Origin of the sequence: Desulfogranum mediterraneum DSM 13871 (assembly GCF_000429965.1) — a bacterium.
In the GTDB taxonomy this organism is placed as follows: Bacteria; Desulfobacterota; Desulfobulbia; order Desulfobulbales; family Desulfobulbaceae; genus Desulfogranum; species Desulfogranum mediterraneum.
This window is the reverse complement of the sequence record NZ_AUCW01000003.1, coordinates 155,370-171,145: the sequence shown is the minus strand read 5'-3', so window position 1 is coordinate 171,145 and position 15,776 is coordinate 155,370. Positions and strand designations below refer to the sequence as shown.

14 protein-coding genes are annotated in these 15,776 nt (G+C 61.6%); 7 read left to right on the top strand and 7 right to left on the bottom strand.

Going from position 1 to position 15,776, the window contains the following annotated elements:
- Positions 1-18: 18 nt before the first annotated feature.
- From G494_RS0100765 to G494_RS0100755, 3 genes are all read right to left on the bottom strand, one after another.
- On the bottom strand, positions 19-2,283 hold the full coding sequence (locus G494_RS0100765; RefSeq protein WP_028582977.1) for a CHASE2 domain-containing protein: 2,265 nt from the start codon (positions 2,281-2,283) through the stop codon (positions 19-21).
- 17 nt (positions 2,284-2,300) lie between these two features.
- Positions 2,301-3,971, bottom strand: a complete 1,671-nt coding sequence (locus G494_RS0100760) for a FecR domain-containing protein (protein WP_028582976.1) — start codon at positions 3,969-3,971, stop codon at positions 2,301-2,303.
- 215 nt (positions 3,972-4,186) lie between these two features.
- Positions 4,187-4,897, bottom strand: coding sequence for a response regulator transcription factor (locus G494_RS0100755; protein ID WP_028582975.1), 711 nt, complete (start codon positions 4,895-4,897; stop codon positions 4,187-4,189).
- 329 nt (positions 4,898-5,226) lie between these two features.
- On the opposite strand from G494_RS0100755, the gene G494_RS0100750 reads away from it, so the two are divergent.
- The 7 genes from G494_RS0100750 to G494_RS0100720 all read left to right on the top strand — a co-directional run bounded on the left by G494_RS0100750 (position 5,227) and on the right by G494_RS0100720 (position 13,357).
- Complete coding sequence (locus tag G494_RS0100750) at positions 5,227-6,486, top strand: glycosyltransferase family 4 protein (RefSeq protein WP_028582974.1); 1,260 nt, start codon at positions 5,227-5,229, stop codon at positions 6,484-6,486.
- Between the two features lie 187 nt (positions 6,487-6,673).
- Positions 6,674-8,425 carry a sugar phosphorylase gene (locus tag G494_RS0100745; protein WP_028582973.1) on the top strand — a complete coding sequence of 584 codons (1,752 nt, stop codon included), beginning with the start codon at positions 6,674-6,676 and terminating at the stop codon, positions 8,423-8,425.
- Between the two features lie 27 nt (positions 8,426-8,452).
- On the top strand, positions 8,453-8,842 hold the full coding sequence (locus tag G494_RS0100740; protein ID WP_051305193.1) for a phosphomannose isomerase type II C-terminal cupin domain: 390 nt from the start codon (positions 8,453-8,455) through the stop codon (positions 8,840-8,842).
- Positions 8,839-9,993: a zinc-binding metallopeptidase family protein gene (locus tag G494_RS21295; protein ID WP_051305192.1), complete on the top strand. Its 1,155-nt coding sequence runs from the start codon at positions 8,839-8,841 to the stop codon at positions 9,991-9,993. The genes G494_RS0100740 and G494_RS21295 overlap by 4 nt, the downstream gene beginning before the upstream one ends.
- The gene (locus G494_RS0100730; protein WP_028582971.1) at positions 9,986-10,963 is read left to right on the top strand and encodes a glucosyl-3-phosphoglycerate synthase; all 978 of its coding nucleotides are present in this window, start codon (positions 9,986-9,988) and stop codon (positions 10,961-10,963) included. The genes G494_RS21295 and G494_RS0100730 overlap by 8 nt, the downstream gene beginning before the upstream one ends.
- 27 nt (positions 10,964-10,990) lie before the next feature.
- Complete coding sequence (locus tag G494_RS0100725) at positions 10,991-12,448, top strand: glycosyltransferase (RefSeq protein WP_028582970.1); 1,458 nt, start codon at positions 10,991-10,993, stop codon at positions 12,446-12,448.
- Complete coding sequence (locus G494_RS0100720; RefSeq protein WP_028582969.1) at positions 12,449-13,357, top strand: HAD family hydrolase; 909 nt, start codon at positions 12,449-12,451, stop codon at positions 13,355-13,357. It begins immediately after the preceding gene.
- Here G494_RS0100720 and G494_RS0100715 read toward each other — a convergent pair.
- The 4 genes from G494_RS0100715 to rsmD are packed head-to-tail and all read right to left on the bottom strand — an operon-like array spanning position 13,342 to position 15,759.
- Positions 13,342-14,193 (bottom strand): cytochrome b N-terminal domain-containing protein, encoded by an 852-nt coding sequence (locus G494_RS0100715; RefSeq protein ID WP_028582968.1) that lies wholly within the window; start codon positions 14,191-14,193, stop codon positions 13,342-13,344. The genes G494_RS0100720 and G494_RS0100715 overlap by 16 nt on opposite strands.
- Positions 14,190-14,645, bottom strand: coding sequence for a QcrA and Rieske domain-containing protein (locus tag G494_RS0100710; RefSeq protein WP_028582967.1), 456 nt, complete (start codon positions 14,643-14,645; stop codon positions 14,190-14,192). The genes G494_RS0100715 and G494_RS0100710 overlap by 4 nt, the downstream gene beginning before the upstream one ends.
- Positions 14,645-15,169 carry a pantetheine-phosphate adenylyltransferase gene (gene coaD / locus G494_RS0100705; RefSeq protein ID WP_051305191.1) on the bottom strand — a complete coding sequence of 175 codons (525 nt, stop codon included), beginning with the start codon at positions 15,167-15,169 and terminating at the stop codon, positions 14,645-14,647. Before coaD ends, G494_RS0100710 begins: the two co-directional genes overlap by 1 nt.
- Positions 15,166-15,759 carry a 16S rRNA (guanine(966)-N(2))-methyltransferase RsmD gene (gene rsmD / locus G494_RS0100700; protein ID WP_028582965.1) on the bottom strand — a complete coding sequence of 198 codons (594 nt, stop codon included), beginning with the start codon at positions 15,757-15,759 and terminating at the stop codon, positions 15,166-15,168. Before rsmD ends, coaD begins: the two co-directional genes overlap by 4 nt.
- Positions 15,760-15,776 lie beyond the last annotated feature (17 nt).

Below are 15,776 nucleotides of genomic sequence, written 5' to 3'. Positions count from 1 at the left end.
GCGCGCTTGCCGCCGTTTTTAGCGGAGCTCTTTGGGCAGTATCAGGCTAAAGCGGGCCCCTCCCTGCGGAATCCGGTTTAGCCGGATCTCTCCCTGGTGGCGGTGGATTACCTCCTGGACCAGGTTAAGACCCAGGCCAAAGCCCTGCCGGTCGCCGGTCGCCAGGCCGCGATGAAACTTTTTAAAAATATCCCGGCGGCACTCCTCCGGGATCCCCGGCCCCTGATCCTGGACCGTGATCGTGAACCGCTCCGGCTCTTCCTGGAGCTCCAGGTTGATGGTGGAGCCGGCAGGACTGAATTTGACGGCATTATCCAGCAGGTTGATCACGGCCTGGAGCAGGAGTAGCTCGTCGCCCACCAGGGGAGAGGTTCTCTGGGGAATATCAGTGGAGAGGCGGATGTTCTTTCCTTTGGCCAGGGGCAGGATGCTGTTGAGGGCGTCGTTGACCATGCTCAGGGGGGAGAAGGGATGGCGCCGGAGCTCCTGTTTGCCGCTTTCCAGGCGGTTGATCTCCAGGAAGTGGGCAATCAGCGTATTCAACCGTTCTGCCTGGAGGCTGATCTCCCGGGCATAGTCCAGCGGCTCCCCTCTCAGCTCATTTTCCAGCATTTCGGCGTAGCCGCGGATGGTGGTCAGGGGAAGCTTGAGTTCGTGGGAGACGATGGAGACCAGCTCACCTCTGACCCGGGCCAGCTCCCTGAGCTGGGTAATATCCTGGAAAACGGCCAGGGTCGCCCCAAAGGTCGGCCTGGTAGAGTTGAAGCAATGGATGTCGGTCTGGAAGACGTGTCTGCCCCGGCGGCCCATGGTCTGGATTTCCAGTCGGAGCGGACTGGTCTTATCCTGGGAGAGCGGCTGCGATCCCGGATTCTCCCGGTCGGTTCTGAGTCGCTCTATTTCCAGGAGAAAGGTAGGGTAATCAGGGAGCAGGGCCGTTGTCTCTGCGCCAATCACCTGCTGCTGCCAGAAACCCTGAAACCGATCGTTGGCCAGGATGAGTCGGCCTGAAGCTGCCTCCCACAGCGCCAGTGGCGGCAGCTCCTGCTGGAGGAGGTCGTCCAGGAATCGATGCTGGAGGGTGATGGCATCGGCAGCATCCTGGAGCTGCTGGATATGCTGCTGAATACCGGTGGGGCTGAACAGGGATTTTCTGGCAGGCCCCTGGCTGGCAACCGTTTCAGGAGTGGGGTAGCTCTGGCGGAGTCGCTGATCCAGCTGCCGGTCCAACTGGAGGATCTGGCGGGCAAGGGTTCGGGCGGTCCAGAAGACCTGATGCACCAGGTGAAACAGATAGCTGAACCAGAGCAGAAGTAGAGACCAGGAGATCTCCACCAGCTGGTTGTGCTGGAAAAAAAACAGGGCCGCGAGGAGCACCAGGCCGGTGAACACCAGGTTGACCGTGATGTTGATCCCTTCCCCGGTCCGAGGCCAGAGGAAGATCGCCAGCAGTAAGACCAGCCCCACCAGCAGCAGGGCCGCTTCCCTTAAGGGATGGAGGGTCCGATCTTCCAGGAGGTTGGCCAGGATGGTAGCCTGGATCTCTACCCCGGGCGTTACCTGGGAGCGGCTGAAGGGGGTCAGGAAGGTATCGTGGAGGCCGGTGGCTGCGGCGCCAACCAGCAGCCAGCGATCCTTGAACAGCGCTTCCGGGTAGATTCCGTTGAGCACATCCAGGTAGGAGAGGGTGAGGAAGGTCTGTTCCGGGCCGTAGAAGTTGATCAGGGGCCTGTCCCCGGCGTCTGTCGGCTGTTGGCCGGGGAAGGGGATACCGCCGGCCTGGAGCATGGCCCGGGCAAAGGAGGGCTGGCCGCTGGGGTGGGGAGAGAGCCGGCGCCGGACCACGCCGTCACCGTCAAAGATGGTTTCCACGTGACCCGTGTCCGCCTGCCTGCCGAGGCTGGCTGCAGGGCGGAGCAGCCGACCGTCCCGGGAGGTGGCTGTGGCCAGAATGACAGGGGGGGCTGTGGCCATGGCTGCATTGAAATCCGGGTCCTCGGGGGTCGCCTCGCTGAAGAGGACGTCAAAGCCGACGGCTCTGGCCTGGTTGAGCCGGCTCAGCAGCCGGCCATGCAGGGTCCGTGGAAAGGGCCAGGCACCCAGGGCTGTCAGGCTTCTCTCGTCGATTCCGATGATGATCACCGACTGGGGTGGTGCCAGCGGACCGCGGAGCCGAAAGAGGAGATCCTGGCAGGAGTTGGAGAACAGGCTTCCCAGACCGATCGTCTCCACCATAAGGAGGCAGAGCAGGCCGGTTAGGGGGATGAGCAGGCGGGGGAGCATGCCGGGGCTTTTGCGGCTCAGAGGAGGATGATGGCAAAGAAGACCGCTGCCATCAGCAGCTCTTCCCAACCCGGGGGATCGGCTTCAATGGTCAGGGTCTGTGCCGGGGTCCAGGGTCCCCGGGTGGCCTCATCAAGTACTCCCCTGAGGCGGACATAGTAACGGCCGGGGAGGAGGTGCTGCTCCACGGTGTAGCTGGTTGTTGCCAGCCGGCTCCGCTCCAGAATCAGGGTCTTGAAGCTCGGATCTTCGCTGATCTGCAGGTCATAGCTGCAGCCGGGAGCCATGGCAGACCACTGGAGGGTGAGTTCTTCCGAGGCCTTCGTCGTGACGGCTTCCATGGCTGGCTGGGGGATGATGGTGAAGGCCACCACCGGAGAGAACAGGGTGGTGAAGCCGTCCGCGCTTACCCCCTGTACCCGGAAATAGTAGCTTGCCGGGGCCAGTGCTGGAGTGGTAACGGCGTCCTCTCTGCTCTCATTGTGCTCGATGATCTCTTTAAAATCAGGATCTGTGGCCAGTTGATAAGAGAAATGGTCCACCTGTTCGCCCCTGAGCCACTGGATGGTCATCTGCGCTTCCCAGGAGCGGGTCTGGTCTTTGGGCAGGGCAATCAGGGGGGCTGCAGGAATGGTCCGGATTCGGAGGGGAAAGGGACCGCTGGCCCGGCCTTCAAAGCCCTCCCGGTCGATGGCGGTGAGAAAGGCCGAGTAGCTGCCGTCTTCCAGTTGATCCAGGAAAAAGGTCTGGCCCGGTTGGGCGAACAGCTCCCTGACCGTGGCCTTCCCCTGTTCATCCCAGCAGAGCCGCAGCCGCAGCCGGGCCGCCCGGGGGTGGTTGGGGGCCGGGATTTGGGCCGGCAGCAGGCGGTAGAGGGGCTGGAGCTGTGGGGAAGCCGGCGGAGCCGGCAGTGGTCGAGCCGTTTCAGGTGGCCTGCCGGGGCGGACCCGGCTGCCTTGCCCTGCCTTCAGAGTGAGCTGAGCGCCGGCTGCGTTCACCGCCACCTGGCCGGAGAGGGTCTCGATGGTGCTGGCCGTGGGAGCGGCCTTGATTCGATAACTGGTCCCTCTCACCCCGGTCACGGCAATGGGGGTGCTGGTTCGGTGGGTGTCGTTGGCCTGGAGCGGTTTTTCGATGGTGTTGATCAGCCTGCCGGAGTGGAGGGTCGGCTCGGTTTTGACGCTGCCGTCGTTGAGGCGGATCAGGTAGTTCAGGGTGAGGCGTGAGTTGGCCTCGACCCTGGTGTGGCGGTGGTCGGGAAAGACCAGCTGGGCGTAGCTCTCTTCGGCGGTGACCAGGCTCTGGCCGGGCAGGAGCCGGTCCCCCTCCTGGGCCGCACTCTGCTTGCCGAGGCGGTCAAGGATCAGGACCCTGCCGTGGAGTTTGGCGATGATCGTCTGGAGCTGTTCCACCTTAAGCAGGTCTAAGGGGACCTTCAGGGTGGAACCGGCCAGGATCAGGTAGGGCGGACTGAGGCGGTTGACGGCGGCAATGGTTTTCCAGTCGCTGCGCTGGCGGCAGAAGTCCCTGGCCAGGTGGATCAGGTTGGTGCCCTCCTGGATATGGAGGGGGATCATGAGCGCTTCGGCCCCGGCCGAACCCGGCTGGCCAAGGGTAAAGAGCAGCAGGGTGATCAGGGGCAGGAGGCAGCGTGTCTTGATCAGCTTCTGGGCAGCGAAGGTATCCATGGGCAGCGCACCGGTGGTAAGAGGGGGAAGACAATCCAATCATCGCCTTGAGGATAGCGTGAAAGCAGAGCTTTTTCAATCAAGGACAGGGGGGACTGCCCCCTTTATCCGCTTTCATCATGGAGAGATCCTGGATCTGCTCCTTTTTAAGTAAGAAGGATAAGTAAGAAGGGATCCTCTGAGACCCGCAGCAGATCCCTGCGTTGAGGCGCTCCTTACGGTGCCGTCCCTGGAGTCAGCCTGTAGCCCACTCCAGGAACGGCAACAATCTGGATCCCACCCGGGCAGTGACGCTCCAGCTTTCTCCTCAGGTTGGCAATATGCATGACCAGGGCCTTGGTCTCGGTATCCGGGGCATAGCCCAGGACCTCCTGGAGGAGAACGCCATGGGTAACCACCTGGTTTGGTTGTCGGGCCAGGTAGGTCAAGAGCTCAAACTCGGTCTTGGTCAGGGCCAGGCTGCCACCGGATCCCAGCTGGACCTCCCTGGCTGCCGGGTCAATGGTCAGGGGGCCGACCAGGATGGCTCCTGTCTTTCTCTGCTGTCCGGCGCCACTCCTGCGGAGCTGCGCCCTGATCCGGGCCTGGAGTTCCTGTAAACTGAAGGGCTTGGTGAGGTAATCATCGGCCCCCAGTTCCAGGCCCTTGACCTTATCCTCCACCCGGTCCCGGTCGGTGAGGAGGATCACCGGCAGATCCCTGTCCTCCCCTCGCAGTTCGGCCAGGAGGGAGAGGCCGTCTTTGAAGGGCATGATCACATCCAGCAGCAGGAGGTCGGGTCGGGTTGCGCGGATCAGGGCCAGCCCGTCCTTGCCATGGGCAGCGGTAACGACCCGGGCACCCTGGCTGCTGAGGAAGCGCCTGAGCATGTTGAGGATGGCTGGGTCATCTTCAAAGACAAGAAGGGTGGGATGGGGATCGGTCATGGAGCGGTTTCCTCTGCGGTCCTCTGGGGGTGGGCGTAATGCTGTTCTGGCAGCTCTTCAGGATCAGGCCCAGGGTACCGTCGGCTCAAGAGGATGGCAAGGTCTTTATCGGCCGGGAACCCGGCGTAGAGCGGCACGGTTTGGACTGCTGCCTCTCCCGGGAACGGCCGGTCCGGGCGGCTGGCTTGACTTTTAGGCGCAAACACATATACAGTATAAGAACAAGCGTTTGAAAACAACAGAGCTACAGAAGGTGCCCTTGCCTGGTACCCGGGCAGGAACGATCAGGAGGCCGTGAATGACGTCAACTTCTTTTCCCTCGCAGGCCCATGGCTGAACGCGTCGGTTTCATCTCCACCCGTTTTGCCGGCACCGACGGTGTCTCTCTGGAGTCCGCCAAGTGGGCCGAGGTGCTCTGGCAGGATGACCACCTGAGCTACTGGTACGGGGGCGTCCTTGATCGCAGCCAGAAGGCCTCCATGTGTATCCCGGAGACCTACTTCGGCCATCCCGAAAACCAGTGGATCCATGAACGGGTCTGGGGCCATACCCATCGCGCCCCGGTGGTCACCCGTCGCATCCATGATCTGACCGAGTATATCAAGGGGACCCTGTACGACTTTGTTCGCGAGTTTGATATCTCCCTGCTCCTGCTCCAGAACGCCCTGACCATTCCCATGCACATTCCTCTGGGACTGGCCATCACCGAGTTTTTGGCGGAAACCACCATGCCGGGCATCGCCCACCACCATGACTTCTTCTGGGAGCGGAGTCGTTTTCAGGTCAACAATGTGCCCGATTACCTGGATATGGCCTTCCCGCCGCGGGATATCCTGCTCCAGCATGTGGTGATCAACCAGAGTGCCAGGGAAGAGTTGGCCCTGCGCAAGGGACTCTCCTCCATGCTGGTGCCCAATGTCTTTGACTTTGATCATCCACCGGATCCTGTGGATGACTACAGCCGGGATATCCGGGAGGAGATCGGCCTCAGCTCCGAGGATAAGCTCATCCTCCAGCCCACCCGGATCGTCCCGCGTAAGGGGATTGAACATGCCATCGCCTTGGTCAAGGCCCTGGGAAATCCCCGTTGCAAACTGGTGATCTCCCATGCTGCAGGCGACGAGGGCAGTGATTATCCCGAGCAGATCGCTGAGCTGGCGGAAATGGAAGGGGTGGATCTCCGTTTCTTCGGCCATCGGGTGGGGGATCGACGTCACCTCAACGGCAGGGGAGAAAAGATGTATGTGCTTCATGATCTCTATCCGCATGCCGACCTGGTGCTCTATCCCTCCATCTATGAGGGCTTTGGCAATGCCCTGCTCGAGGCCTTTTATTTTCGGGTGCCCATCGTGGTCAATCGTTACCCGGTCTGGGTCCGTGATATCGAGCCCAAGGGCTTCCGGGTCCCGGTGATGGACGGCTTTGTCAACCGGGCCGTGGTCAGGGAGGCCGTCCGGCTGCTGGATGACCCAGACCACTGCGCCGAGATGGTGGAGCATAACTATGAGCTGGCCAGACAGTACTATGGCTACCCCCTGCTGCGCTACTGTCTCCAGACCCTGATCAGTAATATTACCCATGGACTGTAGGCCCTGGCAGGGGGCGGGAGGACTGGAGATGTTCTTTCGCCGGGATAGGCCGTGCAGCAGCCAGGAGCACGGGAGTGCTCTGGCGCCGGGAGAGAAGAGCAGGCCGAGGAGAGCCTGGATCGTGAGTGGAATCGAGAGCTGATCAGGGTCCTGGCCCTGCTCAAATCATCTGGAGGTCGAAGCAATCATGTGGCGTTTGACGCATTCTTTTAAGCAGGCCCTGCTCCCCCGTCTGACCACCCTCTATGGTGCGGCCCAGGTCGATCGATTACTGGAGCGCATCGCCCTTATTGCAGGTCGGTACAATTACCTGGAACAGCGGTGCAGTTTAGATCATCCCTGTTGGGATGAACGGACTGCCATCCTGATCACCTATGGCGACATGATCACCAGGCCCGGGGAACCGGGACTGGTCACCCTGGGCCGCTTTCTCGGGGATTTTTTGAAGGGGCTGTTGCCGGTAGTTCATATCCTGCCCTTCTTTCCCTCCAGCTCGGATGATGGTTTTGCGGTGATCGATTATCGTCGGGTGGATCCTGAAATCGGCAGCTGGGATGATCTGGAGAGCCTGGCCCAGCAGTACCGGCTGATGTTTGATCTGGTCCTGAACCACGTCTCCAGCCGCTCCCAGTGGTTTGAAGATTTTCGGGGTGCGGTTGCTCCGGCCCGCAACTACTTCCTGGAGATGGATCCGGCCACGGAGCTGAGCCAGGTGGTGCGGCCGCGGAGCTCTCCTCTGCTGACCGAGGTGATGACCGTCAAGGGCAAGAAACACCTCTGGACCACCTTTAGTGATGATCAGCTGGATCTCAACTATGCCAACCCTGACGTCCTCCTGGAGATGCTGGATATCCTCCTGGGCTATATCAACAAGGGGGCGGCCATCCTCCGTCTGGATGCCGTGGCCTATCTCTGGAAAGAGGTGGGCAGCCCCTGCATCAACCTTGCCCAGACCCATGAGCTGGTGAAGCTGCTGCGAGATGTGGTGGACCATGTCACCCCAGGAACCCTGCTGCTCACCGAGACCAACCTGCCCCATGGGGAAAATGTCAGTTACTTTGGTGCAGGGGACGAGGCCCATCTGGTCTATCAGTTCAGCCTGCCCCCGCTGCTGCTCCATGCCCTCCACAGCGGCTCGGCCCGTCATCTTGCCGCCTGGGCCCGCTCCCTCAGTCCGCCGCCTCCGGGATGTGCCTATGTCAACTTTACGGCCTCCCACGACGGCATCGGCGTTCGTCCCCTGGAGGGCATCGTGGCCGGCGAGGAGCTGACCCAGCTGGTGGAGACCATCCGGCGTTGCAACGGCTTTGTCTCCTGCCGCAGCGACAGCCAGGGCCGGGAGCAGCCCTATGAACTCAACATCACCTACTTTGACGCCCTTAAGGATCTGAGTCATCCCGATGATCTCCAACGCCAGGTGCTCCGCTTCCTCTGTTCTCAGACCGTGATGCTGGGCCTGCAGGGGATCCCGGCGATCTATTTCCACTCCCTTACCGCAAGCCCCAATAACCAGCAGGGGGTCCTGGAGAGCGGTCGCTACCGCTCCGTTAATCGGGGCCGTTGGTCGGATGAGGAGCTTCGTCTGGAACTGGCCGATCCGGCTACGGTCACGGCCCGGGTATTTCGGGAGTATCAGGCCCTGCTGGAAATCAGGGCAGGTCTGGCCGCCTTTCATCCCGATGCCGAGCAGGTGGTGCTGGAGTGTGCCGAAGAGCTCCTGGTTTTTTATCGAAGGCCAGCGGAACAGCCCTCCATCCTCTGTATCCATAACCTGGCCGGCTGTTCGCTGAGCCTGGATCTTCGCACCCTTGCCGGGGTTCCGGAGGGGGTGGACGCCTGGATGGATCATATCTCTGCGGCCGTCTGCAGCCCGGAGCTGCAGCTGCAGCCCTATCAATCGCTGTGGCTGGAGGCCTGTTCTCCTGAGTCGGGCGGGTGATGCGGAAACTCGAGACAAGGAGAAGCCATGGAAAAGGTAACCAGCATTGCCTATGAGCAGTTGACCGAGCATCGCCCCTGGGGCAGTTTTACCATCCTGGCCGACGAGTCGGATCATAAGGTCAAACGGATCGTGGTCAAGCCTGGTCAGCGTCTCTCCCTGCAGCGCCACCGGCATCGCCGCGAGCACTGGTTGATGGTCAGCGGTGTGGCCCTGGTGACCAGAAATGAGGAGCTGATCACCCTCCGTCCCGGTGAGGCCCTGGATATCGCCCTGGGCGATATCCATCGGGTCCAGAACGATCAGGGCCAGGATGTGGTTTTCATTGAGGTCCAGCTCGGCGACTATTTCGGAGAGGATGATATCGAACGTTTTGAGGATGATTACGGCCGGATGACCCCAGGTGAGGGGGCGTGAGCGGGCAGGGCTGCGACCCGGCCTGGCTGGCCAGGTTACCTGGTCTGGTTGCCGAGCTGGAACCGTATCGGGAGATGCTCCTGGCCAACGTGGTGATGGTGGGTGAAATCCCTGCCCCGACCTTTGGGGAAGAGCAACGGATCGACTTCGTCAAGCAACGCTTCATCGAGTGCGGCCTGCAGAGCAGTTCCAGCGATGAGGTGGGCAATGGGCTGGGCATTATTCCGGGCAGCCGGGGGCAGCAGACCCTGCTGCTCTCCGCCCATGCGGATATCCCCTTTGCAGCCGGCGAAAATCATACCTTCAGCGTGGAGCCTGCTGCCATCCGTGGCCCGGGGGTGGCGGATAATTCCCTGGGCGTGGCCGCCCTGATCACCCTGCCCACCATTCTGGAGCGACTGGGGATCCGTTTAGAGAGTAATCTCCTCCTGATGGCCTCCACCAGGAGCCTGGAAAAGGGCAACCAGCAGGGGATTCGTTTTTTCCTGGAAAACACCACCCTGCCGATTACCACGGCCATCGCCCTGGAGGGTACTCCCCTGGGGCGGCTTCACTATCGTTCCCTGGCCTCCCTGGGTGGGATTATCTCCTGTCATGTGGATCGGAAACTCAGTGACCAGAGTGCCATCGAGGTCTTGAACCGTCTGATCAGCCGGCTCGGTGAGATTCCCCTGTCCCGGGAAACCAATACCGCCTGTGTGCTTGGTTCGATCAGCGGCGGGGCGACCTACAAGTTACCGGCCAGGACGGCACAGCTCGCCTTCCAGGTCCGCAGCGATACCGATGAGAGTGTGGCTGAGGTCAATCGCCTGATCCACGGGATCATCGATGAACTCTCCAGCGGCAAGAGCGTTTCTGTCCAACTGGAAGTCATCGCCCGTACCCGGGCCGGCGGCCTCCCCTCGACCCATCCCCTGGTGGAGGCCAGCAGGAAGATCATGGGTGTCATCGGCATTCAGCCCAGGCACGGCAGCTACTCCTCCACCATCTCTCCCTACGTGGAGCAGGGGATCCCGGCGCTCTGTCTCGGTCTCTCCCAGGGGGAGAATGTCAACTACCTTGATGAGTACGTGGAGATAGAACCGCTGCTCAGCGGCATGGCCCAGTTGATTGGTCTGCTGGTGCTTTTGGATGGAGGAAGGGATGAATAACAGCACCATCTGGCTGGAGTCCAACACCTTTCATCACTCTCAGTTCTGGGACCTGCTTCGCCTGATCAAGCGCAAGGAGCAGCTCGGCCTGACCATCTCCCTCTGTATCCCCACCTTGAACGAGGAGAAGACCATCGGTAAGGAGGTGGTCCTCTTCAAGTCCGAGCTCCAGGACCGCTATCCCCTCCTGGATGAGATCGCGGTGATCGACTCCGGCTCCACCGACGATACCGTCGAAGTGGCCGCTGCCTTTGGGGCGGAGGTCTATGCCTCGGCAGATATCCTGCCGGAACAGGGCTTTAAACGGGGAAAGGGGGAGAACCTCTGGAAGGCGATCTACCAGTTGAAGGGGGATATCATCGTCTATGTGGATGCCGATATTTCCAATATCCATCCCCGTTTTGTCTATGGCCTGGTCGCCCCCCTGCTCTATCGACAGGAGGTCCAGTATGTCAAGTCCTTCTATGACAGGCCTCTGGCCCTGTCCAAAGAGATTCGTCCCTCCGGCGGGGGGCGGGTGACCGAGATCCTGGTCCGGCCGCTGTTTTCCCTCTTCTTTCCGGATCTCACCGCCATCATCCAGCCCCTTTCCGGAGAGTATGCGGTTCGGCGCCAGATCCTGGAGAAGATCCCCTTTCCGGTGGGCTACGGGGTTGAGACCGCCCACCTGATTGATGTCTACTCCCAATATGGCCTGGAGGCCTTTGCCCAGACCGACCTGGATCGGCGGGTCCATCGACACCAGCGGGTGATGGATCTTGGCAAGATGTCGTTTGGGATCCTTCAGACCGTTATCCGGCGCCTGCAGGCCAAGGGGATGACCACCGATATGAGCAGCCTCTCTTCCTGTCTGCGTCAGTTTCAAGTCCGGGAAAATCACTATGAGCAGATCATCCATGAGATTGTTGAAGAGGAGCGTCCACCCATGCTCCAACTGGAGAGCTATCGTCGGAAGTTTGGCAGGGGCTGAGGGGAGAGCAATGCTGAGGGCGAGATCATGCGGGTAGCCATTGTCCACTACCACCTCCAGCCGGGCGGGGTGACCAGGATCATTGAACATAGTCTCCGGGCCCTGCAACATTCCGGTTTCATGGTCGGGGTGATGAGCGGTAAGGCCCCGCCCGGAGCCTACCCCGCTCCCTGGTCGGTGGTGGAGGGGCTGCAGTACGAGGCCTTCCGGCCTCGGATCTCAGCCCGGAGCCTGGCCGCAGAGTTGCTTCGGGAGGCCCGAACGATGTTGGGAGGGCTGCCTGATATCTGGCATGTCCATAATCACAGTCTGGGCAAGAATACCGCCCTGGCCGGGGCCCTGCTGGAGCTGGCCCGCCAGGGGCACCGCCTCCTGCTCCATGTCCACGATTTTGCCGAAGACGGTCGTCCGGCCAACTACCGCCTGATGCTCCAGGCCATGGCTGCCGGCAGGAACCATGAGCTCTCCAGGCTCCTCTATCCCTGTGGTGAGCATGTTCACTACGGGGTCCTCAACAGCAGGGATTATCGTTTCCTGGAGCAGGCCGGGGCGCCGTCCGGCTGTCTGCACCTTTTAGCCAATCCGGTGGAGTTGCCCTTGGGCTGTGGGGCGGAGTTGGAGTTGCCCCGGAGCGACGATTTCCTCTGGATCTACCCCACCCGGGCAATCCGGCGAAAAAATATCGGAGAGTTGTTGCTCTGGTCGGCCCTGGCCCGGCCGGGTCATCGTTTTGCCACCACCCTGAGTCCGGATAACCCGGCAGAGCAGCCCCGCTATCAACGGTGGAAAAAAATCGCCCAAGAACTGCGGCTGCCGGTGGAGTTTGAACTGGGGAAAAAACAACAGCTGGGCTTTATCCCCATGCTGCGTCAGGCCCATGCCCTGATCACCACCAGCGTCAACGAGGGCTTTGGGCTGGCCTTTCTTGAGCCCTGGCTGCTGGGACGTCCGGTCACCGGGCGTAAACTCAGGGAGATTACTGCCGAGTTTCAGGAGCAGGGCATCAGCCTGCCCTGGGGCTATGAGCGTCTGGATATTCCCCTGGAGTGGCTGGGGAGGGAACAACTCATCCAGGCTGCCCGGGAAGGGCTTCGTCGGAGCAGGGATGCCTACGGTCGGCGTGTTGGCGCGAGCGACCTGGAGCGGCTTCTGGCCAGCTGGGTGGTGGAGGAACGGGTCGATTTCGGCCGCCTCAACGAGACCTTTCAGGAGGCGGTGCTTCGCCGGCTGGTCGCCGATCCCGGGGCGGCTGCCGCGATTACTCCCTCGACCCTGCCCTGTCCCGAGGATGCTCAGGAGGTGATCCTGGAAAACTGCCGGATCCTCAAAAAACAGTTCAGCCTGGAGCAGTATGGACAAAAGCTGAGAGCCCTCTATGGAGCAATCTGCGCAGGATCGGTCTCAGCGGTGACTGCCCTGGACGGCGAGGTTCTGGTGGATCGTTTTCTGGCCCCTGAACGGCTCCATCTCCTGGGAGTGGATTAGATGGCCGCCTTGAGCCGTGCCGAGTATCAGTTGGCCCGGCAGCTGCTTCGGCCCCTGACCATCATCCGGACCAGCCAGCCGCTCCGCTGCCCACCGCTCAAGGTCCGGGCCGTGATTCTGGATGTCTACGGCACCCTGCTCTCCTCTGCTGCCGGAGATGTGGGCACAGCTGCTGGTTCGGCCCAGGATGAAGCCTTTGCCCAGGCCTTGAAAGATGGGGGCTGGTATCAGGGCAGCGATCTGCCTGCAGCCGGCAGGGCCGGACTGCTGACCGAGGCGATCAGGGCCAGCCGTCAGCTGCGCCAGGAGCAGGGCGAGCCCTATCCCGAGGTGGAGATTCGTTCCATCTGGCAGGCGGTGCTTGCCGAGCTGGGGGTTGCCCTGGACAGACCCTGGCAGGAAGACCGGGAGATCGAGCAGGGACTGCGTCTGACCGCCCTCTCCTATGAGTGTCGGACCAATCCGGTCTGGCCCATGGCAGGGCTGATCCCCACCCTGGAGGCCCTCTCCTCGGCAGGGCTGATCCTGGGGATCCTCTCCAATGCCCAGTTTTACACCCCCCTGTTGTTGGAGATGTTCCTCGGCCGCTCCCTGGAGGAGATGGGGTTTGCTCCCCAGCTGCTCCTCTGGTCCCACCGCCACGGGCTGGGCAAACCCGCTCCCTGGCTCTTTGCTGAGATGAATCGTCGCCTGGCCCTGCTGCAGCAGATCTCCCCGCAGCAGGTGCTCTACCTGGGCAATGATATGCGTAAGGATATGATCCCGGCCAACCAGGCCGGCTGGCACGGCTGCCTCTTTGCCGGAGATCAGCGCTCCCTGAGGTTGTATCCCGGAGATCAGAAGCTTGGCTCAGCCCGGCCGGAGCTGGTGATCAATGAGCTCAACCAGCTGGTTCAGATCCTGAGGTAACTGAGGAGAGTGAAAACCCCGTAGGCCAGCAGCCAGGCGAGCAGGGCAAGGACGCAGCCCCTGCGTCGGCCGGGCGGACTGGGCAGCAGATAGATAAGGAGCAGGGGCAGCAGGGGGATGGCCACCCCGGCGATGAAGGTGGGCAGGTAGCGGAGCAGCTCCTGCAGTCCCAGGAAAAACCAGGGGCCGGCGATGTGGAGCAGACCCAGCCGTTCGGGCTCCATGGGGGCGGTCCAGAAGATCGAGACCAGCAGCGTCAGGGCCACCAGCAGGAGGTGATTGCTCCAGCGGGCAGGGTAGCGCTTGAGGTGGGGCCAGAGGGTGAAGGCGCCCAGCACCATCAAACCGCAGAGGTGATGGAGGTAGGGCTTCCTGAGGCCGCTCTCCTGAAGATCAAAGAGGAGGTCATTGAGCCACTGGCCGACCACCGGGATGGAGAGACAGATGTTCTCGGCAATGGCCCCGGCCGCCTCGCCGGTGGCATCGCCGCGGAGGACATAGCCGCTGAAGAGCAGGAGCACGGCCACGGGAAAGGAAGAGCAGAGCCTGATCCAGGCAGAACGGCTGGGGATCTCGCTCTGCTGCCAGAGGATGGCTGCGATGTGTCCTGTGAGGAGGAGAAAGAAGGCCTGGCTGGAGTAGTAGTGGAGGGCGCGCCAGAAGGAGCCGTAGGGCGCGATCAACTCGATGGTGGCAGTATGGTAAAAGGGTGTGGCCGGCGAGTAGTGCAGCGCCAGGATGATCCCGGAGATGATGGAGATATAGAGGCTGATCAGGGTCTGGCCGCCCCAGCGGTTGGCGATGAACAGCGCCTTGCAGCGTGCTGCCACCCTCATCGCAGCTCGACCACATAGGCGGAGATGGAGCCGTCCGGAGCTGTCTTGGTCTCCACCCCATAGGTGGGCAGGTCCCGCTGGGCCGGACCGGTCAGCCGTTTTCCTCTGGTGCTGAAGCGACTCTGGTGGCAGGGGCATTCGATGTACTTCTTATCCTCCAGATACTGGATCTTGCAGCCCAGATGGGTGCAGGTCCGGGAGACCGCCAGGGCCCCTTCCCCCTTCTGGCCGGCAAAGAGGATGAAGTCCTGTTCGCTGTGGTAGCCGCTCAGGGGCAGGGGGGCGGCCACCGTGACATAGCGGGGTTTGGCCTTGACCCGGAAGCGGCTGTACCTGAACAGGGGGTAGCCGAGGAGCAGGACCAGGAGTCCGCCGCTCCAGTTGAGGAGTCGGCGCAGCAGCAGGCGCCTGCTCTGCAGTTCTGGCCCCTGTGGGCTGGAGGCGGTGGACATCAGGCAAATTTTTCCTGAAGGGCTCGCTCCACATGCTCCGGCACCAGACCGGTGATATTGCCATGGCACCTGGCCGCATCTTTGATGCTGGTGGAGCTGATATAGATCCAGCGGAAGCCGGTCATCAGAAAGACGGTTTCCACCTTGCGCTGGAGCCGCCTGTTCATCAGGGCCAACTGGAACTCATAGTCAAAGTCAGAGATGGCCCGCAGGCCGCGGATGATGGTGGGGGCCTGCTGTTTGAGGGCAAAGTCAACGATCAGGCCATCGGTATAGTTCACTGCAATCCGGTCGCCGAGGCCGTTGAATGACTGCCGGATCAGCTCCATCCGTTCTTCCAGGGAGAAGAGCGGTTTTTTCTGGGAATTTTCCGCAATGGTGACAATGATCCGGTCAAAGAGGGTCAGACCGCGTTTGATGATATCCACATGGCCATTGGTGATGGGATCAAAGGTGCCGGGGTAGACGGCAATGGTGGGGCTCTTCTCTTGTTCTGCTTGCTTCTGGCTGCTTAACTTGGTCATGACGGATTGTTGCTTGCTGCTGGGGAAAGGGAGTATATCCAGATACCGGTCTCGCCGTAGTGGCGGCGGTCGATGCACTCCAGGTTGATGATGGTCTCGGCCAGTTGGCTTCGTCGATGTTCTTCTACTACTATCAGGCCGCCCGGTGCAAGCAGTTTGCCGCTGCTGATCATCTCCAGGGTCGGCTCCACCAAGCCCTTCCCATAGGGGGGATCCAGCAGGATCAGCTCAAATTGGAGCGGCGCTGGCAGTCGGGACAGGGCCCGTTCCAGGGCGTGACTCCCCTGGAGACGCTGTTGAAGGACAAAGGCCCTGGGTTTGTTGAAACAGTGCTGCAGGTTGGTGCTGATCAGTTGACTCGCCTCCCTGGACTGGTCGATGAAGACGGCCAGGTCAGCGCCCCTGCTCAGGGCTTCGATCCCCAGGGCCCCGGTCCCGGCAAAGAGGTCCAGTACCCTGGCTGCCGCAAGCTGGGGCGCGAGAATGTTGAAGATGGCCTCGCGGACGCGGTCGCTGGTGGGCCGGGTCTGACTGGCATCCTTGGGGGCCACCAGGCGGCGGCCGCGGGCGCTTCCTCCGGTTATACGCATGGGAACTCTCCGGGCCG

Coding starts and splice junctions, on each gene's coding strand:
- G494_RS0100765 (WP_028582977.1), bottom strand. CDS start 2,283: ATGCTCCCCCGCCTGCTCATCCCCCTAACCGGCCTGCTCTGCCTCCTT.
- G494_RS0100760 (WP_028582976.1), bottom strand. CDS start 3,971: ATGGATACCTTCGCTGCCCAGAAGCTGATCAAGACACGCTGCCTCCTG.
- G494_RS0100755 (WP_028582975.1), bottom strand. CDS start 4,897: ATGACCGATCCCCATCCCACCCTTCTTGTCTTTGAAGATGACCCAGCC.
- G494_RS0100750 (WP_028582974.1), top strand. CDS start 5,227: ATGGCTGAACGCGTCGGTTTCATCTCCACCCGTTTTGCCGGCACCGAC.
- G494_RS0100745 (WP_028582973.1), top strand. CDS start 6,674: ATGTGGCGTTTGACGCATTCTTTTAAGCAGGCCCTGCTCCCCCGTCTG.
- G494_RS0100740 (WP_051305193.1), top strand. CDS start 8,453: ATGGAAAAGGTAACCAGCATTGCCTATGAGCAGTTGACCGAGCATCGC.
- G494_RS0100730 (WP_028582971.1), top strand. CDS start 9,986: ATGAATAACAGCACCATCTGGCTGGAGTCCAACACCTTTCATCACTCT.
- G494_RS0100725 (WP_028582970.1), top strand. CDS start 10,991: ATGCGGGTAGCCATTGTCCACTACCACCTCCAGCCGGGCGGGGTGACC.
- G494_RS0100720 (WP_028582969.1), top strand. CDS start 12,449: ATGGCCGCCTTGAGCCGTGCCGAGTATCAGTTGGCCCGGCAGCTGCTT.
- G494_RS0100715 (WP_028582968.1), bottom strand. CDS start 14,193: ATGAGGGTGGCAGCACGCTGCAAGGCGCTGTTCATCGCCAACCGCTGG.
- G494_RS0100710 (WP_028582967.1), bottom strand. CDS start 14,645: ATGTCCACCGCCTCCAGCCCACAGGGGCCAGAACTGCAGAGCAGGCGC.
- coaD (WP_051305191.1), bottom strand. CDS start 15,169: ATGACCAAGTTAAGCAGCCAGAAGCAAGCAGAACAAGAGAAGAGCCCC.
- rsmD (WP_028582965.1), bottom strand. CDS start 15,759: ATGCGTATAACCGGAGGAAGCGCCCGCGGCCGCCGCCTGGTGGCCCCC.